Origin of the sequence: Campylobacter lari subsp. concheus, assembly GCF_008245025.1 — a bacterium.
GTDB lineage: Bacteria > Campylobacterota > Campylobacteria > Campylobacterales > Campylobacteraceae > Campylobacter_D > Campylobacter_D concheus.
The window spans coordinates 758386-783958 of record NZ_CP043426.1 but is presented as its reverse complement, the minus strand read 5'-3'; the positions used below and the strand labels follow the sequence as shown (position 1 = coordinate 783958).

Below are 25573 nucleotides of genomic sequence, written 5' to 3'. Positions count from 1 at the left end.
TTTGTTTTTATTTATCATTTAGGATATTTTGTGCTTCTTGGATATAAATTAAAGCTTCTTCTATGATTTTCTTAGAATAAGCAGGCCCATGAACACCCCAAGAACCATCTTTTTCTAGTCTATCAGCTATGGCTTGAGCTTGATTAGTTAGGCTTAGTACTTTTGATTTTTGTTCTACTGAAAGTTTGGTTTTTTCAGCAAAAGTTTTATCAATATTTGCTATGCCTTTTCTAATTTTCTCATAGCCTTCTTTAACAGGATTTTGCCACTGCATTACTTTATCATAAATCATTTCTTGATTACTAAAGTGAAGTTTTTCAGGTAAGGTTGATTGCACAGGACTATGACAACCACTTGCACCAGGACCCATTAGGTTAATATCGCTAAAACTAGTTCTACCACAACTCCACATTAAATCAAGGAAAAATCTACCTTCATCATCTCTAGCTATAGTCCAACCACCAACTTTAGGTGATCTTTCTTTGCCTTCTGGTGGGTTGAGTGTTTTTGCGGTTTTGTCTACTTTGATATTCCAAATATGTGAGGCTCTAACATTATCAAATCCACCTTTATCAGGGTTTTGAACCGCTCCAAAGTTTTCACAACTCATCATATTTGGCATGTGACAAGCTGTACAGCTATCTTTTGCGTGAATTCCACCTTTTTTGAAAAAACTAGCTTGGGTTTCATGACAATCTTTGCAAGTTTTTTTAAGTTTTGTTTTAGTGTAACCACTTTTCCAATCATTAAAAGTTACTTCATGTGGATCATGACACGTATTACATCTCATACCCTTATCATAGTGCGCTGAAGAATACATTTGAGCACCTTCTGTTCCACACGCAGGACAACTTGATTTAAAATATGCATTGAAAGGTTTTCTAGGATTTATTTTAGCATCAGCTTCATTATATGAAAATCTTTGATGACATCTTTCACAATTTGATGGCATACCCGCACCTCTTGCTCCATAAAGATGTGCTCCAGCCCCATGGCATTCCTCGCAAGTAATACCTTTTGAGATGGTATGTTTTTGAAGTTCTTTTGGATTACCTAGTGCTTTGTAAAATTCTTCTTTACTTTTAAAGTCAAATTTAAAAGTATGACAGGTTTCACAATATGCAGTAGCAGGCTGGAAAACCGCTTTTTCTTTATAAGTTGCAGCATAAGAGTTTGTTCCCCATACTTGAGAACCATTTCCTCCAAAATCTTCCATTTTAGTAGGAAAACCAGGTGCAAAAGCAGCTATTTTTTGTGCCATTTCAGGAGTTAAAAACTCACTCCAAAGTCTTGAGAATTGATTACCTCCAGCGGTTAATTTACCACTTAAATCACTCAAATTTCCATCTTCTACATGGTAAGTTCCACGTACAAGCCATTTATCTATAAAACCATATTTTGTTCTTGGTGTTCCAATGAGAGCATAAACATCATTTGGATAAATTCCATCAGGTAAAATAGTAGCTTGAGAGTTATACATAGGTTTTTTTAAACCTTCAGCTCCACCAACTTCTTCCATTTCATGTGGAAAACGCACGGTTTTTGCATGGCGAGAGCGCTCCCAAGAAGCATATTGAGCAGGATGACACTCACCACATTTTTTTGGGCCTACGAATTTATTTGGAAAATCTAAGAAAGATTCATAAGGCAAACGATAAGTAATAGAAGCTTGTTTTAAATCATGCTCAGCAGCAAATTTAGCCCCATTTTGATTTAAAACCCAGTTTTCAGTTCTATCACTATGAGTAAATTTACCCACCAAACGCCCTTCTTTTTCATATTTAAAAATAGGGTGATGTTTGTAAAGATAGTCAAAAAATGCATCCTCTTGAGCTACATAACCATCAAGAGTTCTAGGCTCTGAAGAAGCAAAAGCTTGCGAGCTTAAACTTATACCTAAGGCTAAACAGGCGTAGGTAGCAACCTTAGCTAATTTGTGTTTCATAACTTCCCTTTCGCGTGTTTTGTTAAAAGATAAAAATACTCTTATTTATTATCTATTAACTATTAAAGTATAATTGTGACTATTTTTTAATAAAAATTAACTTAAAATATATTTATATTTATTTTTTGTTAATTTAAATAATAAAAATTATTATATAGAAAAAGAAATTATTTGCTAAATACTAAATTCTACTTATAGTACCCACTACTTTACCCACGATTAAAAAATCACCATTTTGATAATGAACATCTGCATAACTTAGATTAAAAGAGTGTAGATAAACTCCGCCTTTATTGCTTTTAAAAATTTGTTTGATAAACAAACCATCTCGAGTGTTTACTGCAAAAACTCCACCCTCTTTAAAGCTTTTGCTTTTATCTACTAAACACAAAGAATCATCTTTGATTTCAGGCTCCATGCTATCGCCTATACATGGGATGATATCACAATCTTTAGAGCCAAAAAAATCACTAAGTTTTTCATCTATAATCACTTCTGAAAAACTAACATTATCATTTAAAGCTCCACCTCCCATAGAAGCATTAACATCATAATATTTTAAGACATTATAGTTTAGATCAAGTGTTGGAGTATTACTCTCAAGAGAATCTTCATAAAAAAATGCATTGATATTGATATTTCTTTCATTTAAAAAATGAAGTATTTGCTTATAAGGTATGGAATTTCTAAATTTCATACTATAAAAAGTATCGGGATTAATATTTAGCATTTTAGCTACATCAGAATCTTTGGCGTTTTTTATGCCTTCTTTTTGGAGTATAAATTTAAGTTTATCAGTAATTTCATTCATTTGCATAAAAATCCTTTTAAATAAAAAGTATTTTAGCAAATTTACTTTTATTTTGCAAGAATTCTTTTAAATTAAAAGATATTTAGCTTCCAAATTTATGGAAGCTAAAAAATTATTTATTAATTAAGCTTTTGATGTATTGATCTACCATGTATAAGCCATTGCCATTATCGCTTATGAGTTTGATTTTATCTACTATACCTCTAAAAAGCGCTTCTTCTTCGTGTTGTTCGCTTACATACCATTGCAAGAAATTAAAAGTAGAATAATCTTTACTTGAAAGCATAAAATCTACAAGATTGTTAATAGAAGCAGTGATACTTTGCTCATGTTCAAAGGTTTTTTCAAACACATCAAGCAATGATTTAAAATCACTATCAGGTTTTTTAACTTCTTTTAACTCTACTTTAGAATCAGTTTCATTCAAATAAGTGATGAGTTTTCTTGCATGATCACTTTCTTCTCTTGCATGCTCAAACAAAAACGCACCCGCACCATCAAAACTATGCTCATAGCACCATGAACTCATACTCAAATACAAATTTGCCGCATACATTTCTTTATTGATTTGCTCGTTTAATAAAGCCACTACTTCTTTTGAAAGCATTTTTTCTCCTTATGAATTATTTTTGTTATATTAGTTAGAACTACATTAAAAATACATTAATAAGTGTATTCATAAAATTATAAAATAATACTAAAAGAAAAAACACTACCTTTTTGTGGGCTAGATTGAATTTTTAAAGAACTTTTGTGTAAAGTGAGTATTTTTTTAACTAAAAACAATCCTAGTCCAAAAGAGTTATTTTGTGTTGAGTTTGCTTTGTAGAATTTTTTTGTTATAAATTTAAGGTGTTTTTCTTCTATGCCTACACCTTGATCTATGATAGTAAAATTTTGATTTTCTACAATGATTAACACCTCTTTTTTGCTGTATTTTAAGGCATTGTCTATTAGATTAATGATAACTTGTTCTATGAGAAATTTATCCGCTTTAATAAAGCTTGTTTGGCCTTGAATTTTCAACCTATCATCTCTAAAACTTTCTAATAAATTTTTACTTAAAGCATATAGGTCGAATTTTTCTAAATTTAAAGAATCAAAATTAAGATTAAAAACAAAATTGAGTTTGTGTGTTAGTTGGTTGATTTTTACGCTTTGTTTGTGAATTTTTTCAAGTAAAAATAATTTCATATTTTTATCATTGGTTTCTTTTAAAGATTGCAAGCTCAAATCTATAACGCTTATAGGATTTTTAAGCTCATGTGATATAGCACTGATTACATTGCTTAGTTGGGTGTTTTTGGTTTGAATTTTCTTAGCTTGCTTTTTGTTTTTTAATTCTTGCTTGATGAGTAATTTTTTAATTTTCAATAAGCGTAAATTTAAATTTTTTAATTCATAAACAAAATTATATTTTAAAATAAAATTAGTATTTGATTTGATATTTTTAACAAACAATAATAATTCTTGAAAATAATTTTTGAAAAAATAAAACACAATAAAATAAAACACAACAAGTACAAGTAAAAAGAAAGAAAAAATAATTATATTTTTAATCCAAAAATTTTGCACCAAAGAGTGTATTTTAGGATATACAATGATGATGTATTGATAGTTTTTATAAGTATAAGCTTTAAAATAAATTTCTTTTTGATTATAAAAATCATGAGTAAAATTAGACTCAAAGTGATTTAGAAAATAAGAATAATCTTTTAATGATGAAAAAATATCATCATCTTGTTTAACGATAAAATCTGCTCTGGTATTTTGAGCAAATTGCTTGATGTTATTGGAATTTAGTGTATTTAATAACTGAAATTGTAAAACATCATTGAGTGTTTTTAGTTTTTGTTCATAAGTGTTTTTTACTGTAGTATTGATATAGCTTTCATTGAAAAAATAAAACAATATAAAAAAAGCAATACAAAAAAATCCAAGTATAAAAAGAAAAAATATTTTTATTTTTAACACAATTTATAACCTACCGAGCGCACTGAAGTGATATTTTCTTTAATTTGTGGAATTTTTTGTTTTAATCTTAAAATAGCTGTATTGATTGTTTTATCGCTTGTTGTGTCATTTTTCCATACTTGCTCACTTAAAAATTGACGACTTAGAAGTTGATTTTTGTGATTAAAAAAACACTTGAGTAATTCTACATCTAAGGTTGATAAATTTTCAAATGTATTTGTATGATAGACTAATTTTCTTTCATCAATATATAAGGTAAAATCTTGATAAGAAATTTGTTCTTTTGGAATTTTATTTCTTTTAGTTACAGCTTTGATTCTAAATAAAAGCTCATTGAAATCAAAAGGTTTACATATATAATCATCACAGCCTTGCTCAAAGCCTTCTAAAATATCTTTTTGTAAAGTCTTTGCACTAAGAAAAATCACAGGCTCCATATAACCTTTTTTTCTTAATTGTTTTATCATCTCTACACTATCGCCACTTGGTAAATTTCTATCCATGATGATTAAGTCTATTTCGTTTGTATCTAGAAAATTTTCTAAGTCAAAAAAATCAAAATAACTATAAATTTTTATATTTTCTTGGCCAAGTCTTAGTGTGATTAATTCGTTTAAGTCTTTATCATCTTCTATCAAAATAACATTTAACATATAAAAATTATATCAAAAAATACATGTATCCAAAATGTTTCCAAGTTTTTTTAAATTTTCATTACTTTTTAACTAAGGAGAAAAAATGAAAAAACTTTTAGCTTTAAGTGTAGCTTGCTTTGTTAGTTTAGAAGCAGTAGAATTAAAAATAGCAGGCTCATCCACTGTCTACCCTTTTACTTCTTTTGTTGCTGAAGAGTATGCTGTCATAAAAAATACAAAAACACCTATAGTTGAAAGTCTTGGTACAGGTGGTGGTTTTAAAGTTTTTTGCGAGGGTGTTACTGATATTTCTAATGCTTCAAGAGCAATTAAGCCAAGTGAATTTGAAACTTGTAAAAAATCAGGTGTGAGTGATATAGTCGGGATTATGATAGGTTATGATGGTATAGTTTTAGCTCAAAATAAAATCAATGCCCCGTTAAATATAAGCTTACATGAGTTATTTTTAGCTTTGGCTAAAGAAATTCCACAAGATGGAAAATTAATCCCAAATCCTTACACAAATTGGCAACAAATCAATAAAAATCTACCAAATAGAAAAATTACAATCTATGGCCCTCCATCAAGTTCAGGAACAAGAGATAGTATAGAAGAGCTTGTAATGGTAGATATTTCTAAAAAAATTCCTGAATACAAAGGTGTATATAAAACTATACGCCAAGATGGAGCATTTATACCAAGTGGAGAAAATGATAATTTAATTGTTTCAAAACTTTCTGTTGATAAGGAAGCTTTTGGACTTTTTGGATATGGATTTTTAGCTAGTAATGATGATAAAATTAATGCTACTTACATTGATGGTGTAAAAGCTGATGAAAAAAATATATCTGAGGGAAAATATAAATTAGCTCGTTCTTTATTTATATATATGAATGCTAAGAAAAATCCAGAAGTATTTGAATTTGCAAAAATTTATATGAGCGATGATTTAGCTAAGAGTGGGGCAGAATTAGAAAAAATAGGATTAGTTCCTTTGGATGAAAAAACTTTAAAACAAACCCAAAAACATATAGAAGAAAAAGGGTTATTAACTGATGAGCTTGTTAAAGCAGGGAAAGTTTTTTGATTTAGGATGAAAAATTGATAAAAGAAAAAATAATAAAATTAACGCTTTTTCTTTGTGCTTTTGTTAGCGTAGTAGTAAGCTTTGCTATTATGCTAACGATTTTAATCGAAGCTTTAAAATTTTTTCAAAAAGAAAGCGTATTTACTTTTTTGTTTTCAAGTCAGTGGGCAGCAGATGCTGCATTTGTAAGTGCTGATGGAAGTAGTAAGCATGGTGTTTTTGGTGCTTTGAGTTTATTTTGGGGAACTTTTTATATTTCACTAATAGCAATGTTAACAGCCTTACCTTTAGGTGTAATGTGTGCTATTTATCTTGGAGTATTTGCGGGTAAAAAATCTAAAAACTATTTAAAACCTATTTTAGAAATTATAGCAGGAATTCCTACTGTAGTTTTTGGATTTTTCGCAGCCATAGTTGTAGCTCCTTTTATAGTGTGGTTTTTCTCTCTTTTTGGTATCAAAGCTAGTTTTCAAAGTGCTCTGGGTGCAGGTTTTATCATGGGCATTATGATAGTTCCTATAGTGGCTTCACTCTCACAAGATTGCATTGAAGCTGTAAGTTCAAAAAGGATAAATGGAGCTTATGCTTTAGGTATGACTAAAAAAGAAGTCGTATTTGCAGTAATTTTACCAGAAGCAATGCCAGGTATAGTTGCAGCTTGTCTTTTGGGACTTTCAAGAGCTTTGGGTGAAACTATGATTGTTGTTATGGCTGCTTCGTTACGTCCAAATTTAACAATGAATTTCTTAGAAGATATGACAACAGTGACTGTAAAAATAGTAGAAGCATTAAGTGGTGATCAAGCTTTTGATAGCTCTTTGGCTTTAAGTGCATTTTCTTTAGGGCTTGTGCTTTTTATTATCACATTAATCATTAATATCTTTAGCGTTTATTTGATAAATCGCTTCCATAAAAGGAAAAATTTATGAAAAAACTTTTTAAACAAAGAAAAAAAGCTTCAAAAAATTTCAAAAGATTCTGTAAAATAGGGCTTTATATAAACCTTATTTTTCTTTGTATTTTTTTATCAAGTGTAGGGTATCTTGGGATAGGAGCTTTTAAGCAAACTTACATTTATGCCCATGCTGATAGAAATAGCCCTTCATATGAGCTTTTATCGCGCGCTGAACAAAGGAAAATAAGAACGGGTCAAATAAAAGAAAAATCTTGGTTTTTAGCAAATTCTGAAGTTGATCAATATATGAAAAAAAACTACAATAAACTAAGTGATGAGCAAAAAAAATTAGTTGATGAATTAGTTCAAAAGCAAGAAATAAAACTAAGTTTTAACACGAATTTTTTCCTTAATGGAGACTCTAAATCACCTGAAAATTCAGGAATATTTGCTTCTGTGATTGGAACTTTGCTTGTAATGTTAGTATGTATGGCCGTGAGTATTCCAATAGGAGTTGGAGCTGCTATTTATTTAGAAGAATTTGCTCCGCAAAATGTATTTACGCATTTTATAGAAGTATGTATAAATAATTTAGCTAGCATTCCTAGTATTTTATTTGGACTTTTAGGTCTTGGAGTGTTTATTAATCTTTTTGGCATGCCTCGTTCTAGTGCTTTAGTCGGGGGACTTACTTTAGCTATTATGAGTTTGCCTATTATTATTGTTTCAACTAAAGCTGCTTTAAAAAGTGTGGATATTAATATGAAAAATGCTGCATATGCTTTAGGTATGACTAAAATTCAAATGATAAAAGGTGTTATGCTACCTTTGGCAATGCCTATGATTTTAACAGGTTCTATTTTAACTCTAGCAGGAGCTATTGGCGAAACTGCGCCTTTGATGATTATAGGTATGATAGCTTTTATACCTGATGTAGCAAATAGTGTTTTTGCTCCAACAAGTGTTTTGCCTGCTCAAATTTTTTCATGGTCAGCTATGCCAGAGCGTGCATTTTTAGAAAGAACAGCAGCTGGGATTATAGTGCTTTTATCTCTTTTGGTGATTTTAAATTTAGCAGCAATACTTTTAAGAAGATATTTTCAAGGAAAATTAAAATGATAGCAAAAACAACAAATTTAAATTTATTTTATGGTAAAAAACAAGCTTTGTTTGATATAAATATGGAAATTCAAAAAAATAAAATCACAGCTTTAATAGGTGCTTCAGGTTGTGGAAAATCCACATTTTTGCGTTGTTTTAACAGAATGAATGATAAAATCGCAAAAATCGATGGTCTTGTTGAGATTGATGGAAAAGATGTTAAAAATCAAGATTTAGTTGTACTTAGAAAAAAAGTTGGAATGGTATTTCAACAACCTAATGTTTTTGTAAAAAGCATTTATGATAATATTTCTTATGCTCCAAAACTCCATGGGATGATCAAAAACAAAGATGAAGAAGATGCCTTGGTGGAAGATTGTCTTAAAAAAGTGGGTCTTTTTGAGGAAGTAAAAGATAAACTAAAACAAAACGCTCTAGCACTTTCAGGTGGCCAGCAACAACGCCTTTGTATAGCAAGAGCTTTGGCTATAAAGCCAAAATTATTACTTTTAGATGAGCCAACTTCTGCACTTGATCCTATATCTTCAAGTGTTATAGAAGAGCTTATTAAAGAATTAAGTCATAATCTTTCCATGATCATGGTAACACACAATATGCAACAAGGTAAGCGCGTGGCTGATTATACTGCGTTTTTTCATTTAGGAGAGCTTGTAGAATTTGGAGAGAGTAAGGAATTTTTTGAAAATCCTAAAGAAGAAAAAACAAAAGCATATTTAAGTGGATCTTTTGGGTGATTTTTATTTATTTAGAAATTTTGATAATATAATTAATCAAAATTTTCTAAAATACATTTGTTTATTCTTGAAATTAGTATAATTAAAAATATATTTATCTTTAAAAAAGTAATTTTTAAGTAAAATTACTTTTTACTTTCAAAAGATTATTATCAAAAAGAGTATTTATGGCAAGCAAACAACTTTCACTCAAACATCTGTTTATTCTTGAAATTAGTATAATTAAAAATATATTTATCTTTAAAAAAGTAATTTTTAAGTAAAATTACTTTTTACTTTCAAAAGATTATTATCAAAAAGAGTATTTATGGCAAGCAAACAACTTTCACTCAAACATCTTAGTATGCCTATATTGCTTGAAATGTTTTTAAGATATTTTTCTTTGATTATTAACACCGTGATGGTTTCGCAGTATTCTAACTTTTTAGTTGGAGCCATGGGTGCGGGTAATCAAGTAGCAGATTTATTTATCATTATTTTTAGCTTTTTAAGTGTGGGTTGTAGCGTAGTGATCGCTCAAGCTTTAGGGGCTAAAGATTACACTTTAGCAAGAAAGGTAATTCATCAAAGTTTATTTTTAAATGCCTTGCTTGGTTTTGTGTGTGGAAGTTTGATTTTATGGAATGGAGAGTTTTTGCTTTATCTTTTGCAAATTCCAAATGAGCTTTTAAAAGATAGTGCGATTTACTTGCATATGCTTGGAATTTGTTTGTTTTTTGATGCTATGGGTATAGTTTTGGCTGCTATTATTAGGGTGTATAATATGGCTTATTGGGTTATGTTTACTACCTTATTGATGAATGTTGTGATATTTATAGGAAATTTTTATGTATTACATTTTACCAAACTAGAGCTTTTTGGAGTGGGGTTTAGTAATATACTTGGGCGTTTGGTAGCCTTTGGTATGCTTGTAGCAATACTTAGTTTTAAGCTCAAAATTCACCTTAAAATTAAAGAGATGATAAGTCTTGAAAAAGTAGTGCTTAAAAAGATTTTTAACATCGGTGGCTTTGCGGCAGGAGAGCATTTGATATGGTTTATACAATACACTATAGCTTTTGCTTTTGTAGCGAGTTTAGGTAAAGAAAATTTAAGCGTTCAAACGATTTATTTTCAAATTTCTTTGCTTATCATGCTAGTAGGACAAGCTATAAGTGTAGCAAATGAGATTATCATAGGTAAATTAGTTGGCGCAAAATACTTAAATGTAGCTTATAAACATACTTGGATAGCTTTGTATTTTAGCGTGGTAGCAAGTGCTTTTGTGGCTTTACTTAATTATGTTTTGCAAGATTTTACCATGGGTGTGGTAAAGCTTGAAGAAAGTTTAAAAGAACTTATGATGCCACTTTTTACTCTTTCAATTTTCTTAGAAATCTCAAGAACTTTTAATATAGTCATGGTGAATTCGCTAAGAGCAAGTGGTGATGCGAGATTTCCATTTTTAAGTGGAGTGGTGTTTATGCTTGGGGTTTCTTTACCGGTTGGTTATGTGCTTTGTTTTTATGCTGGACTTGGAATTTTGGGAGTTTGGATAGGTTTTTGTGCAGATGAGTTTTTACGCGGTATTGTAAATTCATATAGATGGAAAAGTAAAAAATGGCAAGGCAAAGCACTGGTATAAAAGGAATTTTAGAATTTAAAGAATTTCGTTTTGCTTTTGAAAAGAAAAAACTTAAATATCTAAGACTTAGGATAGATAGGGATTTGAATTTCAAACTTAGCATACCGCTATATTATGAACAAAGAGATGTTTTAAGATTTTTAGAAAAAAATGAAAGCTGGATTAGAGCTAAAGAAAAAGAACTTTCTTTAAAAAGAGTAATTTTAGCGAGTGATGAGTTGTATTTTTTAGGTAAAAAATACAAGTTGGTTTTTAATGAAAATCATAAAAAAGTTCTCATAAGAAAAGATAAAATTTTTGCAAAAAATCAAAAAGCCTTAGATCTTTTCTTAAGGCGTAGTGCTAGGGTTATTTTTGAGTATTTTATAAAAAAATGGCAATTTGTCTGCAAGAGAAAGGTACAAAGAATTTGTATTAAAGAAATGATTTCAAGATGGGGTTCTTGTAATCATCAAAAAGCATATATAAACTTAAATTTAAAACTCATGCAAAAACCCATAAAAGCTATAGAATATGTGATTTTACATGAACTTACACATTTAATCTACCCACATCATCAAAAAGAATTTTATGATTTTTTATATAAATTAATGCCTGATTACAAGAAAAGAGAAGTTTTTCTAAAAAGTCTTATTTTTTAACAAAAATTTATTTTAATTTAAAAAACCATTTATTAAAATAAATTATTTTTAAATATCTTTTAAAGGAAAAATAATGAAAAGAAGAAATTTGTTAAAAGCAGGTGTGCTTGGTTTGGCTGCTATACTTTTTAGCGGGGTGGCTTTAAATGCTAATGATGTGGTTAATTTTCCAAAAGATAAGCAAAAAGCTTTATTGCTCTCAAGTTCAGGCTATAAAGACACTGGGTATTTAAACCATGCTTTGCCTTGGCTTAAAGAATTTGTTGAAAAAAATAACTTAAAAGGCAAAAAAGTAGCATTTATACCTTATGCAGGTGTTAGAAAAACTTATGAGCAATATGAAACACAAGTTGCTAAAGCTTTAGAAAGTTTAGGTCTTCAAATAATTAGTGTGCATAGAGGCAATGCTGTTGATATTGTTAAAAGTGCTGATGCGATTTTTGTAGGGGGTGGAAATACTTTTGAACTTGTAAATCAACTTTATAATAATAACCTAATAGAACTCATTGCAAAAAGAGTAAGCGAGGGTGTGCCTTATGTTGGCTGGTCAGCAGGATCAAATGTAGCAGGTACAACTATGATGACAACTAATGATATGCCTATAGTTGAACCAAAATCATTTAATACTTTCAATATTTTCCCTCATCAAATTAATCCACATTTTATCTCAGGTAAGCCAGTAGGACATAATGGTGAAAGCCGTGAAGAAAGATTAGAAGAGTTTTTGATTGTTAATCCTAAAGTAGTTGTTTATGCTTTGCCTGAAGGTGTTGCGTTATTACTTGATGGTAAAAAAGCAAAAGTTTTAGGTATGGATAAAAACGCTCCGCTTTTAAAACTTGAAAACAAAAAAGAAATTCAAAAAATCACTATTGGTTCTGAATTTAACTACTAAAATGACAAGCTATCTATATTTTAGATAGCTTGTTTAAGCTTTCCTTAGAATTAAAATTGTTATATTTATGCTTTAAAAATTTAATTTTAAGGTTTTTAACTTGCTTTTAGAAATTACTTTTAATTATAAATCTAAAAATGATATTTTTGAATATTTGTTAGCTTATTATGCTAAAGATTATGTGTATGATTATGAGCAAAAAGATGAAAAAATCATCATTAAAGTTAAAGGGGAAAAAGATAAAATTCAAGCCTTTTGTTCTAATTTAGAAAATATCAGCCACAGTGTTTTTTTAAACAAATTTGACTTAAAAGTTATAGAAGAAGATTTTACACCTATAAAAAAAGAAAAAACCTTCACCAAAAGAAGTTTTTTAACAAGACTCAATGCAAATGCTTATACTAATGGCGAACTTTTAGAAAATGAATGGGGTGTTTTTGTAGAAGAAGAGTTTAAGATAGAAGAAGATTTTATAAAAATTACTAAAGAAAATTTCTGCGATAATTTAAAAAAAGCCTTGGGAAAATTAAAAAACAAAGAAAAAATATATTTTAAAAGTTCAAAAGGAGTATATGCTTTTGAAATTTTTAATGAAGCATTAGATGATTTTTTAATGCCAAGCGATCCAAAGCATATCAATGCATTTTTTTCCTGCAATAACGAGCAGTTTAAAATCTTAGCAGGGGTTGAAAAGCCTCTAATGAAACTTAAATTTAATGCTATTTTTAGACAAAATCATCAATTAAATCATGAGTGTTTTAAAATAAAAATATATGATAATCTTTTCTTGTTTGCTTTATGTTTTGAGCTTGAAAAAGAAGGGATTAAGTTTTTAAATTTTAAAAAGATAGAACATTTTGAAGATGATTTTGAAGTGGCTTTAATCGAAAATGAGCTAGTAGTTTGCAGGGGTTATGATTATATTTTACCTGAGTTTAAAAATTTGATTTTTCAAAAAGAAGATAAAAATTATGCAAGAATTTCTTGTATATTGTCTGATTTTAAAGACAAAAAGCCTTTGCTTTTAGAGCTTAGTAAAAAATATAATGATATTATCTTACTTAATAAAGAGCTAAATCTTTTAAAACTTTGCTTGCCAAAAAGCTTTGATGAGTTTTATGAAACTATAAGTCAAGATGATGTTGCTAAGAGATTATTAGCTAATTATGAAAAAGAATTTATTCTTGTGCGAAAAGAACTAAACATGGCTAATAATTTTTTTAATCTTTTTGGCATGGTAGGGATGATTTTAGAGCTTGGTAAAGATGAACAAAAAGCAGCATTAGCGCTTTTAGCTTTAGCAGATGAGAGTAAAATGGCAAAAGGCGTTAGGATAGATTTTAAGCTTAATGAGCAAAAAGAATTTGATTATACTAAGACCTTAAGAAGCGTGATGAGTTTTAAGCTTGCTGGGGTAGAAAATCAAATCATAGCCTTAGGTGTTGTTGAGAGTTTGGCGTATTTTTTAAGAGATTTATTTGATGATTTAAAGGCTAAAGAACAAGTTGATTGTGCCGTGCTTAGCGGAAGCTTGTTTGAACACAAAAGCCTTAGTAAAAATGTATTTAAACACATACCATTTTTTAAGTTAAGCGATGTCCCGCTTTGGATATGAAATTCATATTAAAGGGCTAGTGCAAGGCGTTGGCTTTCGTCCTTTTGTTTTTAATATAGCCAAAGAGCTTAATTTAAAAGGTGAAGTTTATAATAATAGCTTAGGCGTTGTTATAATCCTTGAGTGTAACAATGATGAATTAGAAATTTTTAAAGAAAAACTTTTTGCTAATTTACCACCTTTAGCTAGGATAGATGATTTTAATTTTTCTTATAAAAAACTTCAAAAAACTTATAATGAATTTAGTATAAGTACTTCACAAAATGGTGAAAAATTTAGTCCAATTTTAAGTGATTTTGCTCTTTGTGAGGATTGCTATAATGAATTTTATGATGAGAAAAATCCGCGTTTTAAATACCCTTTTATCACTTGCACAAATTGTGGGCCAAGATTTTCAATTATAAAAAAACTTCCATATGATAGAGTTAATACTACTATGGATGAGTTTAAAATGTGTTCTTTTTGTCAAAGTGAGTACGAAGATCCTACTAATCGTCGATTTCATGCTCAACCACTCTCATGTCCAAAATGCAAAATTACTATTTTTTTAAAAGATAAAAATCAAAATATTTTAGCCAAAGATGAAAAAGCTTTTATCTTACTGGCAAAGCTTTTAGAAGAAGGTAAAATCATAGCTTTTAAAGGTATGGGTGGGTTTCATTTAATTTGCGATAGCACAAATGAAAATGCTATAAATGAACTTAGAATACGTAAAAATCGCCCTAAAAAGCCTTTTGCTATTATGGTAAAAGATCTTAAAATGGCTCAAGAATTAGCTTTTATCAATGAAGCTGAGGCAAAACTTTTAACTTCAAATTTAAAACCTATAGTTATTTTAAATAGCAAAAATATTCATAAAAACTTAGCACCAGATACTAATAAAATAGGTATTATGTTAGCTTATATGGGAACACATTTAATGCTTTTTGAACATTTTAAAAAACCTATCATTGCGACAAGTGCTAATCTAAGCTCACAAAGTATTATTTATGAAGAAACAAAACTTTTAGAGCAGCTTAGTGATGTGTTTGATTTTTATCTTGATTATGATAGAACAATACACAACTCAAGCGATGATAGCATTGCTCAAGTTATTGGTAAAGAAGTAATGTTTTTAAGGACTTCAAGAGGTCTTAACCCACTTTATATCAACACAGCAAGTATTTTTAATGCAAAAGAAAATATTCTAGCTCTAGGAAGCGAGCTAAAAAATGAATTTACCTGTTTTTTTAAAAATCAAATTTTTATTTCTCCTTATATAGGTGATATGAAAAGTTTAGATATACAAGAGAGATTTTTTAAAATTTTAACTTTCTTTCAAAACTCTTATAGGTTAAATTTTGATCATATTTTAAGCGATAAACACCCACAATTTAACTATGTAAAAGATTTTAATGATTATAAAAATTTTCGCGTGCAACACCACTATGCGCATTTGTGCGCTTGTTTATTCGAACACAAAATTTACAAAAATGATGTTTTAGCCTTTGTTTTTGATGGAACAGGTTATGGAGATGATGGAAAAATTTGGGGTGGGGAGATTTTTAGAGCGAATTTAAAAAGCTATGAAAGGTTAAATCATTTTAAAAATTTCAAACTAATTAATGCGGATATTAAAAATATCGCAAATTTAACTTTAGCTTTGATTTTTGATTTTAATCTAGAAAGCAAAGCTAGTAAGTTTTTAGTTAAATTTTCTCAAGTAAAATTAAATAATCTTAAAAAAATTCACACGCAAAGCTCTTTATATACAAGTTCTCTTGGTAGGATTATTGATGCTTTTGGCGCTTTTGCTTTTGATATACAAAAGCTTGACTATGAAGCACAAATTGGACTTTTGATGGAAAAATATTATGATAAAAATCTTGATTGCAGTTACAAATTTGATATCCATGAAAAAGAAATTTGCTTTAAAAATGCTTTTTTACAAGCTTTAGAAGACAAAGATAAGGTTAAAATTAGCACAGGTTTGCTTAATGGTATTGCAAATTTAATTATAGAATATTCAAAAGATTTTAAAGAAGAAGTACTTTTGTGTGGCGGGGTATTTCAAAATAAAACCTTGCTTGAAATTTTAGATCGAAAAAAATTCACTTATAAAACTTCTTTACAATTTCCTTGCAATGATAGCTCTATTGCACTTGGGCAACTTGTACATTATTTATCTTTAAAAACTTAATAAAACTCATATTTTTTTAATACTTTTTTATATACAATAAAATAAAAATATAAAGGAAAGATTATGTGCAAAGATTGTGGTTGTTTTATTAATGGACATGAACATCATGATCACCATTATGAAAATCCAGCTTTAAAAGATGAAAAAACTATTAATGTTATTAGTAAAATTTTATCAAAAAATGATCATCAAGCAGCTCATAATAGAGAGCATTTTAATGAGTATAATACTCTTTGTATTAATCTAATGAGTTCTCCAGGAAGCGGTAAAACAACACTTTTAGAAGAAACTATAAAAACTTTAAAAGATGATTTAAAAATAGCCGTGGTTGAAGGAGATTTAGAAACTAATAATGATGCAAATCGAATTATCAAAGCAGGAGGCTTAGCTCATCAAATCACCACAGGACAAACTTGTCATTTAGATGCTTTTATGGTGCATGAAGCTTTACATCATTTCAAACTTAGCGAACTTGATATAGTATTTGTTGAAAATGTGGGAAATTTAGTATGTCCTGCAAGTTATGATTTGGGTGAACATTTAAATGTAGTTTTACTTTCAGTAACAGAAGGTAGTGATAAGGTAGAAAAATATCCAGTGATGTTTAGAAAGGCTGATTTATTAGTCATTACTAAAGCCGATTTAGCTCAGCATTTTGACTTTGATTTCAAAGCAGCTTCTATGGCCGCTAAAAGACTAAATCCTAAAATAGATATTATGATTTTAGATAGCAAAACAAAAACAGGATTTGATCTTTGGATAAATTATCTAAAAATGAAAAAGGAGCTTAACTAATGTGTCTTTCTATACCTTCTAAAATTTTAGAAATTGATGAGCTAAATTCAGCCATAGTAGAAACTTTAGGGGTTAAAAGAAGAGTGAGTTTAGACTTGATAAGCGAGCCTTTAAAAGTAGGTGATTATGTGCTTATACATGTGGGTTTTGCTATGGAGAAAATCGACACTCAAGCTGCACAAGAGAGTTTAAAAATTTATACAGATATAGCAGAAAAAATGCAAAATGGCCAAATTGATGAAAATGAAGGCGATATGGGGCTAAAAAATGGATTTAATTAATGATTTTAGAGATAAAGAAAGAATTTTAGCCCTAAAAGAACTTATTGCTTCTAAAATTACTAAGCCTATTAATATCATGGAAATTTGTGGTGGACATACGCATAGTATTATGAAATTTGGTTTGCCTGATTTATTGCCAAAAGAAATTAATTTTGTTCATGGTCCAGGCTGTCCTGTGTGTGTTATGCCAAGAGAGCGTATTGATGTAGCTTTAAAGCTTGCAAGTATGCCAAATACTATCTTTTGTGTATTAGGTGATATGCTTAAAGTGCCAGGAAGTTATGAAAGCTTAATTGATCTTAGAGCTAAAGGAGCTGATATTAGAGCACTTTATACACCTTTGGATGTGATAGATATAGCTTTAAAAAACCCTGAAAAAAATATAATCTTTTTTGCCATAGGTTTTGAGACAACTACACCTATGAGCGGGGTGATTATAGAAAAAAGTATAGCCTTAAATTTAAAAAATTTATTTTTTCATATCAATCATGTATTAGTTCCACCTGCGGTAGAAGCTATCATGCAAGATGAAAATGTAAAAATTGATGCCTTTTTAGGACCTTCTCATGTAAGTGTTATCACAGGATCAAACATTTATAAACCTATTGCTAAAAAATACAAAACTCCTATAGCAGTGAGTGGTTTTGAGCCAGTTGATATAATGCTTAGTGTGTTAAATATAGTAGAGCAAATAAATGCAAATACTTTTGAAGTTTATAATGAATATCACAGAGTAGTTAGCACAGAGGGTAATTTAAAAGCTAAGGCTTTAGTAGAAAAATACTTTAAACCTTGTGATTTTGAATTTAGAGGTCTTGGAGTGATTGTAAATGGTGGGCTTTGTTTAAAAGATGAATTTGCACACTTAGATGCTAGCAAGGTGTTTGATTGTAAAGTACAAAGTAAAGATGAAAGTAAAGCTTGTATTTGTGGTCAAATTTTAAGAGGCTTAGCTAAACCTTATGATTGTAAGGTGTTTGCAAAAGCTTGCACTCCAAAAAATCCTATAGGTAGCTGTATGGTTTCTAGTGAAGGAGCTTGTGCGGCTTATTATAAATATTATCAAGATAAGGCATAAAATGAAGCAAATTACTTTAGCTCATGGCGGCGGTGGCGAAGAAATGAATGCTTTGATAAATGAAATTTTTTCTATTTTTGAAAATGATGTTTTAAAAGAAGCAAATGATGCTGCTATTTTAGATGATTTGGCTTTTAGCACCGATTCTTTTATACTAAATCCTATCTTTTTAAAAGATATAAATATAGGAAAATTAGCAGTTTGTGGTAGCGTAAATGATGTATTAATGGTGGGAGCAAAACCGCTATATTTATCACTAGCCTTGATTTTAGAAGAGGGTTTTGAGATAAAAAAATTAAAAATTATACTAAAATCTATAAAAGAAGAATGCGATAAAGCGGGAGTAAAACTAGTTTGTGGGGATACTAAAGTTGTTCCTAAAAATAAAGGCGATGAGATATATATTAATACTTCATGTATAGGTAAAAATATAAAAAAAATCAATACCAAAGACTTAAAAAGTGGTTGTAGTATATTAGTTTCAAGGGATATTGGAGCTCATGGTTGTGCGGTTTTGGTTGAAAGAAATAATTTAGAGGCAAATATCCAAAGTGATTGTAAAAGCTTAAAAGATGAAGTTTTAGCACTTTTAAATGCAGATATTTCTATAAAAACAATGCGCGATGCTACGCGCGGTGGACTTAGTGCGGTTTTAAATGAATGGGCTAAATTAAGTAATTTAGAGCTTTTAATATATGAAGAAAAAATTCCAGTTTGTGATGAAGTTTTAGGGGTTTGTGAGCTTTTTGGGTACGAGCCTTATGAGCTTGCAAATGAAGGAACTTTTATTATTTGTGTAGATAAAAAAGATGAGCAAAAAGCATTAGAAATTTTAAAACAATTCAATGCTAATGCAGCCATTATAGGTGAAATCACAGCTAATAAAAAAGCAAGAGTGGTTTTAGAAAATGCTTATGGAGCAAAACGCATTTTAGAAGCTCCAAAAGGCGAACTTTTACCAAGAATTTGCTAATGCATGAGTTAAGCATTACAGAATCTTTGCTAGAGCTTTGCGAAGAATATGCTCAAGGAAAAATTATTGAAGAAGTGCATGTTAAAATAGGGCGCTTAAGCGGGGTTGAACCTCCACTTTTACAAAGAAGCTTTGAAACTTTTAAAGAAAATAGCCCTTTGTGCAAGAACGCTAAATTTATTATGCATATTCAAGAAGTAGTAGTTGAGTGTCAAAAATGCCATTTTAGTGGAGTACTTGAAAATAATATCTTTTGGTGCCCAAAATGTGAAGATAAAGATTTAAAAATCATAGATGGAGAAGAACTTTATCTTATGCAACTTGTTTTAAAAGAAAATGAGGGTTTGGAAAATAATGACAAATAAAGAAATCATTTTAGGTGCGGGTTGTTTTTGGTGTACTCAAGCTGTATTTGATGAAATTAAAGGCGTAGCTTATACAGAAGTAGGTTATAGCGGTGGTAAGCCAAATCCAAGTTATGAAAGCGTGATAAATGGCGATGGAAATATAGAAGTAGCTAAGATAATTTATGATGAAAAACAAATTTCATTAGAAAAAATCTTAGAAATTTTTCTCAAAATGCATGATCCAACAAGCCTAGATAAACAAGGTGCTGATGAGGGGACGCAATATAGATCAGTTATTTTTTATCAAACTAACGAGGAGTTAAAAATCATTAGTGATTTTTTACAAAAAGTACAAAAATATTACGCTAAAGCTATAGTTACACAAGTTTTAAGATTAGAAAAATTTTATAAGGCTGAGGATTATCATCAAAAATATTTTAAAAATAATCCCAGCCAAGCTTATTGTAGATTTATCATCGCGCCAAAGCTAGAAAAACTAGCAAATCATTCCTAATTTTTCTTTTTAGAAATAGGGCAAACCCCAAGTGGACAAGCTTGTTTTCCACTAAGTACTCTTATAGGACAAACAGCAAAAATACCTGTTAATAAAGGAATTAAACCCAATAATCCCCACCAAGTTGAAAAATAAACTCCTAAAGAAAATACCACTATGGCTAAAGCTATTCTTAGCACTCTTTCTAATTTACTCATAATTTCTCCTTTTTGCTGATATTATAAATAAATTTTAAAAGTATTTCTGTGATAAAGTTACAAAGAAATTAGTATTATTTTAGATCTTTCAAGTTTGATTTTACCTTCTTTTTCTAATTCTTTTAAAATTCTTGAAACAGCCTCTCTGGCGCTTCCTAAGTGATTAGCTAAAGCTTCATGAGTAATTTTTAAAGTATTGTTGCTAGCATTTTCTTTCAAAAAATCACAAATTCTAGAGGATAAAGGCATAAATAAAGCTTGTTCTAAAACTTTGATTAAGGTATTAAAACGCTTGGTAATTAAACTTAAAACATAATTATTAATTTTTGGGTATTTTTCTTTTAAAATTTGAAAAGTTGAAGAGGGGATGATGGCTATACTTGTATTTTGAGTACTTTGTATGAAAACATCATAAGATATGCCATCCATATTACACTCAGAGCAAATAACACATTCATCATTTTCTTTAAGGTGGAAAAGTGTTATTTCTTTTGCATTTGGGGTTAAAATAAAAGCTCTAAGCTCGCCTTTTAAAATTTTTATAAATCCTAAACATTTATCATTGACCTTAAAGTCTTTTTCAATGTTTATTATTTGTAAGCGCTCTTGTATAAGTTTGAGATCTTGTTTTTCTATTTCAAAACGAGAAAGAAAATTTTCCATGTTTTTAAGTTTTAAAAGCCTATAAAAGGCTTTTAAATTTTAGTGGCAACCACAACCACCACATCCGCAACTTTGACCTAAGAAACTTTCTAAAGCTTGCATATTTGGAAGTTCTGTTACTTCATTTACCAATTCTTTATAAGCAACCATACCATCTTTAACTACAAACACTGCTCTAGCTAAAATTCCCTCAAGCGGACCATCAGACATTAAAACACCATATTTTTCACCAAATTCTTTAGAAACAAAATCACTTGCAACAGTTAAATTATCTATACCTTCAGTTGAGCAAAAACGACCCATAGCAAATGGTAAGTCCATACTAACTACGATTACTTCTACACCGCTTGCTGCCGCTTTTTTATTAAATTCTCTAGCTTCAGTTGCACATACTGGAGTATCAAGGCTTGGCACGCTGATAATAATTTGAGTTTTGCCTTTTGGAGCAATTTCAACACCTGAAAGATCTTTAGCTTTTAAGGTGATATTTGGAGCCATATCGCCAACTTGGATGTTATTTCCTTTTAAATTTACTTTATTTCCTTTGAATAATACACTATTCATTTTTTCTCCTTGAATGATTTTTATTAATCATAATATAAAAAGATTAATAAAGTCTTATTTTATTCCTCTTTACACATACCTGCTTCGATTAGAAAACACGAAGGTTGATAATTGCTTTTTTTTATCTTGTCATATTTTGCATAGCTTAAGTATAAAGTATCCTTAGCTCTAGTTACTGCTACATAAAAAAGCCTTCTTTCTTCTTCTAAACTTCCACCCATACTCATGAGTTTTTGGTTAGGAAATCTTCCTTGTGCAAGATCAATTACAAATACAAGCTCAAACTCAAGCCCCTTACTAGCATGTATACTTAAAAGATTAACCCCACTGCCACTACTCATTTCACTAGCTCCAAGAGTAAGAAAATTATAATATTTATAATTATCACTATAATTTTTAGCAAGTTCTTTTAGTACAAACATTTTCGCATTGATTTTTTCTAAAATTTCACTTTTTTTATTTAAATCAACATTGGAGTTTTTATTAGTCGCTCTTTTGGTTGCTAAAATATCACAAATTTCTTTAAAATAATCATTTTCTAAGATTAAATTTACAAGCTGAGTTGAAACTTTACACTCGCTTGCTTTTTTAATAAAAAGATAAATTTTTTCAAGATTTTTCGCACAAAGCTCGTTGATTTTAGGAAGGCTTAAAATAGGGTGGGTGTTAAATTCACTTTCTAAATTAAACCTTGAAGGCGAGGCTAGCTCCTCAATATCATCAAAAAGTCCTAGTTGGTAACTTTGTTTTTTGTATTTTTTTAAACTAACACTACTATCAGGATTTAAAAAACCTTTAATCAAACTAGAATACCCCAGTTTTAATAAAGCATCAAAAATATCTTTTGCTAAAACCCCACCGACTCCTTTGGTGTATTCAAGCAAATGTATAAAAGCCATGATATCTTTTGGATTAAGCACGATTGCAAGCATAGAGCAAAAGTTTTTAACTTCCAAGCTTTCAAAAAAGCTTCCTCCACCTTTTCTTTTGCTTGCTATACCAAGTTCTCTTAAGGCAACTTCTACTCCATCTGCGCTAGAATTGTTTCTAAAAATAACAGCAATTTCATCAAGATTAACTCCACTTTGTAAGATTATTTTTGCTATGGTGGAGTATTGATCAAATAATTCATTGAAAGTTAGCAAACTTGGTGCCTTAAAATCTCCTTCTCTAGTTACAATCAATTCTTTGGGATATAATCTTTCATTGTTTAAAATTACCTTATTAGCCAGCGCAAGTATATTTTTACTAGAACGATAGTTTTTATTTAAAGTAAAAATATTTGCATCGATAAATCTATCTTTAAAACTTCCTATAATAGAAATATCAGCCCCATTAAAAGCATAGATACTCTGATCATAATCACCCACACAAAATAAACTTTTACTTTTAAAAGCATCAATTAATGAACCTTGTAAAGTATTAGTATCTTGGTATTCATCTACTAAAATCTCATCAAATTCAAAATGATGTGAAGCTAAAACATGTTTTAATTTAATCAATAAATCATTAAAATCTACATAGTTAAAACGTGCTTTTTCTTCTTCGTATTCTTTTAAAATATCCTCATAAATTTCAGCATAAATAGCTTGTTCATCATAATTTTGACAAAACCAATTATAAAATTCATCTAAATTTGCATTAGTATTTTGAAATAAAGAATATACATCATACAAATAACTTGGCATATAAGGTTTAGTATCACTTAGATGATGAAAAGTACGTTTTTCAAAAATAGAACGTAAAAGAATTTTAAGCTCACTAGCAGGTTTTAAAATAATATCATGATTTAACTCTTTAAGTAGAGAATAAGCAGTGCTATGAAAGGTTCCTGCTGTGATTTTTGAAGTAATACTTTTATCAAAATACCTACCAAGTCTTTCTATCATTTCTTTACTAGCTTTGTTTGTAAAAGTTAAAAGCATAATTTTTTCAGGCTTTATGCCATTTTGAAGTAAAAAAGCTATTCTTGCAACTATGGTTGAAGTTTTACCTGTACCTGCACTTGCTATGATTAGATTATGTCCAAAAGGAGCACTAGCGGCTTTGTATTGTTCTTCATTTAAACGCGATAAGGGCATGAGCTTCCTAGTTTAAAATTATATTTTGTATATCATTAAAATAAAAATGATTAACACCATCTTTATATTCATAATAAAGTGTAAGTTTATGAGAATCTAAAATAGTCTTAACAATATATAATCCGAGTCCAAAACTATCTTTGTTTTTCTTTCCTTGCGTAAAGGCTTGAGTGTAGTATTTCAAGTCTTTATCTAAGGCTTTTCCTTTGTTTTTAAAGCAAAGATAATCTTTAGTTATTTCTATGGTAACACAATTTTCATCAGAATATTTTGTCGCATTATCTATCATATTTTTCATCGCAGTAGTAAAAAGTTTAAAATCTACATTGACGCTAAAACTTTCTTTGATACTAATTTTTACTTTTTCATCATCACTCATAGCTATATCTTTAGCTTCATCTAAAAGATCTAAGATATTGTATTTTTTTAAATTAATTAAACCAGCGCCCGAAGTAATTTGTTCAATAGCTGCAAATTCATTAATCAAAATTTCCAAACGATTAAAAGCGCCTACTAATCTTTCTTTATATTTGCTATCTTCAAGCATTTCTAAAGTAATTAAACCTTTAGTAATAGGGGTTTTTAACTCATGCATAATATTTCTTAAGAAAAATTGCCTTGAAGTGTTTAGTTTTTGAATTCTCAAAATAGACTCATAAAAGGCTGTTGCTACTTGAGAAATTTCATCATTGCCTTTACTGACATTTTGAATTTCATTGAGTTTGTTTTCGCCAAATTTATCTATTTGTCTTTTTAAAGCTCTAAGTGGTTTTAATTTTCTAATGATAAAAATATATAAAATCAATAAAACCATTACTACTATACTAGCAATAAGCTTAATCACAAAATAACGATAACCTTGATATTCTAAATCTTTGTACAAATAAAGCTTACCATCAAAAATGATTTTTAAATACACACTATCTTCTAAAGTAATGATTTCAACCACACCTGTGCTAGTTTGAGCGCGCGCTATGGTTTCAGCCTTATAGATGATTTTTCTTATAGAAGATGGTGTGGTTAATTCTATCATCTTGTAATTTTTTGTTTGCTCATAAAATTCTTTTTCGCTAATTACATGGTTAAAATACAATAATCTTGCATTAGCTATAAAAGAATATTTTGCATTAAGTTCATTAGTGTAATTTTGCTGATCATATTTTATAAGCCATAAAAATGCTAAAATCACACTAACACTAGCAAGTAAAAAAACAAAGGTTATGGTATAAAAAATTGATGATTTATTCATTGAGTTAATTTATACCCTATGCCTCTGATTGAATGAATGTATTTTGGAGTTTTAGGATCATCTCCGATTTTTTGTCTGATTCTACTAATGATTACATCTATACTTTTATTACTAGAATCTTCACTAATAGAGCTACAATTATACACAAGCTCTTCACGACTCACCACTCCACCTTCTTTTTTAATTAAATAACTTAAAATATCAAATTCAGCATTGGTAAAGTTAATTTCTTGATCTTTCATAGTGATAGTATGTTTGTATTTATCATATACAAGATCTTTTTTAACTTGAGCTTGAGCAGTTTTTGTATTTGAAATTCTTCTTAAATGACTTTTAATTCTTGCTTGAAGTTCTTGAGGATTATATGGTTTTGGTAAATAATCATCAGCACCCAAATCAAGAGCTGCAACCTTATCGCTAATATCATGTCTTGCGCTTGAAATGATAATAGGTGTATCATATTTTTTACGAATTTCCTCACATACTTCAAGCCCATCAAGTCCAGGTAAGCTCAAATCTAAAATGATTAAATCATAAGGATTTAAAGCAAGTCTTGAAAGACCTATATAAGGCTCATGAGCAATATCTACTTTCATATCAAATTGCTCTAAATATTCAGCTATAATCTCAGCTAATTCTAAATCATCTTCTATCATTAAAATATTTGTCATTTT

26 protein-coding genes are annotated in these 25573 nt (G+C 29.3%); 15 read left to right on the top strand and 11 right to left on the bottom strand.

Annotation, left to right across the window (positions count from 1 at the left end; translation table 11 throughout):
- Positions 1-7: 7 nt before the first annotated feature.
- The 5 genes from CLCT_RS04135 to CLCT_RS04115 all read right to left on the bottom strand — a co-directional run bounded on the left by CLCT_RS04135 (position 8) and on the right by CLCT_RS04115 (position 5383).
- Positions 8-1945 (bottom strand): multiheme c-type cytochrome, encoded by a 1938-nt coding sequence (locus CLCT_RS04135; protein ID WP_149062344.1) that lies wholly within the window; start codon positions 1943-1945, stop codon positions 8-10.
- Between the two features lie 181 nt (positions 1946-2126).
- On the bottom strand, positions 2127-2762 hold the full coding sequence (locus CLCT_RS04130; protein ID WP_039668429.1) for a S24 family peptidase: 636 nt from the start codon (positions 2760-2762) through the stop codon (positions 2127-2129).
- 106 nt (positions 2763-2868) lie between these two features.
- Positions 2869-3363 carry a non-heme ferritin gene (ftnA, locus tag CLCT_RS04125; protein WP_012661514.1) on the bottom strand — a complete coding sequence of 165 codons (495 nt, stop codon included), beginning with the start codon at positions 3361-3363 and terminating at the stop codon, positions 2869-2871.
- 77 nt (positions 3364-3440) lie between these two features.
- The gene (locus tag CLCT_RS04120; protein ID WP_149062343.1) at positions 3441-4730 is read right to left on the bottom strand and encodes a sensor histidine kinase; all 1290 of its coding nucleotides are present in this window, start codon (positions 4728-4730) and stop codon (positions 3441-3443) included.
- Positions 4724-5383, bottom strand: a complete 660-nt coding sequence (locus CLCT_RS04115) for a response regulator transcription factor (RefSeq protein ID WP_149062342.1) — start codon at positions 5381-5383, stop codon at positions 4724-4726. Before CLCT_RS04115 ends, CLCT_RS04120 begins: the two co-directional genes overlap by 7 nt.
- Positions 5384-5468: 85 nt before the next feature.
- Between CLCT_RS04115 and CLCT_RS04110 the strand changes: the two genes are divergently transcribed.
- The 15 genes from CLCT_RS04110 to msrA all read left to right on the top strand — a co-directional run bounded on the left by CLCT_RS04110 (position 5469) and on the right by msrA (position 20145).
- On the top strand, positions 5469-6452 hold the full coding sequence (locus tag CLCT_RS04110) for a substrate-binding domain-containing protein (RefSeq protein WP_039668425.1): 984 nt from the start codon (positions 5469-5471) through the stop codon (positions 6450-6452).
- Between the two features lie 14 nt (positions 6453-6466).
- Complete coding sequence (gene pstC / locus CLCT_RS04105; RefSeq protein WP_149062341.1) at positions 6467-7381, top strand: phosphate ABC transporter permease subunit PstC; 915 nt, start codon at positions 6467-6469, stop codon at positions 7379-7381.
- Positions 7378-8466 (top strand): phosphate ABC transporter permease PstA, encoded by a 1089-nt coding sequence (pstA, locus tag CLCT_RS04100; protein ID WP_149062340.1) that lies wholly within the window; start codon positions 7378-7380, stop codon positions 8464-8466. Before pstC ends, pstA begins: the two co-directional genes overlap by 4 nt.
- Complete coding sequence (gene pstB / locus CLCT_RS04095; protein WP_039668422.1) at positions 8463-9203, top strand: phosphate ABC transporter ATP-binding protein PstB; 741 nt, start codon at positions 8463-8465, stop codon at positions 9201-9203. Before pstA ends, pstB begins: the two co-directional genes overlap by 4 nt.
- A 307-nt stretch (positions 9204-9510) precedes the next feature.
- Positions 9511-10827 (top strand): MATE family efflux transporter, encoded by a 1317-nt coding sequence (locus tag CLCT_RS04090; protein ID WP_149062339.1) that lies wholly within the window; start codon positions 9511-9513, stop codon positions 10825-10827.
- Positions 10803-11468: a M48 family metallopeptidase gene (locus CLCT_RS04085; protein WP_149062338.1), complete on the top strand. Its 666-nt coding sequence runs from the start codon at positions 10803-10805 to the stop codon at positions 11466-11468. The genes CLCT_RS04090 and CLCT_RS04085 overlap by 25 nt, the downstream gene beginning before the upstream one ends.
- Before the next feature lie 73 nt (positions 11469-11541).
- Positions 11542-12363 carry a dipeptidase PepE gene (pepE, locus tag CLCT_RS04080; protein WP_149062337.1) on the top strand — a complete coding sequence of 274 codons (822 nt, stop codon included), beginning with the start codon at positions 11542-11544 and terminating at the stop codon, positions 12361-12363.
- A 100-nt stretch (positions 12364-12463) separates the two neighbouring features.
- Positions 12464-13978, top strand: coding sequence for a hypothetical protein (locus tag CLCT_RS04075; RefSeq protein ID WP_149062336.1), 1515 nt, complete (start codon positions 12464-12466; stop codon positions 13976-13978).
- Positions 13959-16157, top strand: coding sequence for a carbamoyltransferase HypF (gene hypF, locus CLCT_RS04070; RefSeq protein ID WP_149062335.1), 2199 nt, complete (start codon positions 13959-13961; stop codon positions 16155-16157). Before CLCT_RS04075 ends, hypF begins: the two co-directional genes overlap by 20 nt.
- Before the next feature lie 63 nt (positions 16158-16220).
- Complete coding sequence (gene hypB, locus CLCT_RS04065; protein ID WP_149062334.1) at positions 16221-16952, top strand: hydrogenase nickel incorporation protein HypB; 732 nt, start codon at positions 16221-16223, stop codon at positions 16950-16952.
- Positions 16952-17233 (top strand): HypC/HybG/HupF family hydrogenase formation chaperone, encoded by a 282-nt coding sequence (locus CLCT_RS04060; protein ID WP_039618343.1) that lies wholly within the window; start codon positions 16952-16954, stop codon positions 17231-17233. Before hypB ends, CLCT_RS04060 begins: the two co-directional genes overlap by 1 nt.
- Entirely contained in the window at positions 17220-18311 is a 1092-nt protein-coding gene (gene hypD, locus CLCT_RS04055; protein WP_149062333.1) for a hydrogenase formation protein HypD, read from the top strand. The genes CLCT_RS04060 and hypD overlap by 14 nt, the downstream gene beginning before the upstream one ends.
- Position 18312: 1 nt before the next feature.
- Positions 18313-19284 carry a hydrogenase expression/formation protein HypE gene (hypE, locus tag CLCT_RS04050; RefSeq protein ID WP_039668414.1) on the top strand — a complete coding sequence of 324 codons (972 nt, stop codon included), beginning with the start codon at positions 18313-18315 and terminating at the stop codon, positions 19282-19284.
- Positions 19284-19649 carry a hydrogenase maturation nickel metallochaperone HypA/HybF gene (locus CLCT_RS04045; RefSeq protein WP_039668413.1) on the top strand — a complete coding sequence of 122 codons (366 nt, stop codon included), beginning with the start codon at positions 19284-19286 and terminating at the stop codon, positions 19647-19649. Before hypE ends, CLCT_RS04045 begins: the two co-directional genes overlap by 1 nt.
- Positions 19639-20145, top strand: coding sequence for a peptide-methionine (S)-S-oxide reductase MsrA (gene msrA / locus CLCT_RS04040; protein ID WP_149062332.1), 507 nt, complete (start codon positions 19639-19641; stop codon positions 20143-20145). Before CLCT_RS04045 ends, msrA begins: the two co-directional genes overlap by 11 nt.
- Here msrA and CLCT_RS04035 read toward each other — a convergent pair.
- The 6 genes from CLCT_RS04035 to CLCT_RS04010 are packed head-to-tail and all read right to left on the bottom strand — an operon-like array spanning position 20142 to position 25570.
- Positions 20142-20342 (bottom strand): YgaP family membrane protein, encoded by a 201-nt coding sequence (locus CLCT_RS04035; protein WP_039668411.1) that lies wholly within the window; start codon positions 20340-20342, stop codon positions 20142-20144. The two genes, msrA and CLCT_RS04035, sit on opposite strands and share 4 nt — an antisense overlap.
- A gap of 57 nt (positions 20343-20399) precedes the next feature.
- The gene (locus tag CLCT_RS04030) at positions 20400-21005 is read right to left on the bottom strand and encodes a Crp/Fnr family transcriptional regulator (protein ID WP_039668410.1); all 606 of its coding nucleotides are present in this window, start codon (positions 21003-21005) and stop codon (positions 20400-20402) included.
- Positions 21006-21044: 39 nt separating this feature from the next.
- Complete coding sequence (gene tpx, locus CLCT_RS04025) at positions 21045-21569, bottom strand: thiol peroxidase (protein ID WP_149062331.1); 525 nt, start codon at positions 21567-21569, stop codon at positions 21045-21047.
- A 59-nt stretch (positions 21570-21628) separates the two neighbouring features.
- Positions 21629-23650: an ATP-dependent helicase gene (locus CLCT_RS04020; protein WP_149062330.1), complete on the bottom strand. Its 2022-nt coding sequence runs from the start codon at positions 23648-23650 to the stop codon at positions 21629-21631.
- Between the two features lie 7 nt (positions 23651-23657).
- Positions 23658-24899 (bottom strand): ArsS family sensor histidine kinase, encoded by a 1242-nt coding sequence (locus CLCT_RS04015; protein ID WP_149062329.1) that lies wholly within the window; start codon positions 24897-24899, stop codon positions 23658-23660.
- The gene (locus CLCT_RS04010; protein WP_039668406.1) at positions 24896-25570 is read right to left on the bottom strand and encodes a response regulator transcription factor; all 675 of its coding nucleotides are present in this window, start codon (positions 25568-25570) and stop codon (positions 24896-24898) included. Before CLCT_RS04010 ends, CLCT_RS04015 begins: the two co-directional genes overlap by 4 nt.
- Positions 25571-25573: the final 3 nt, after the last annotated feature.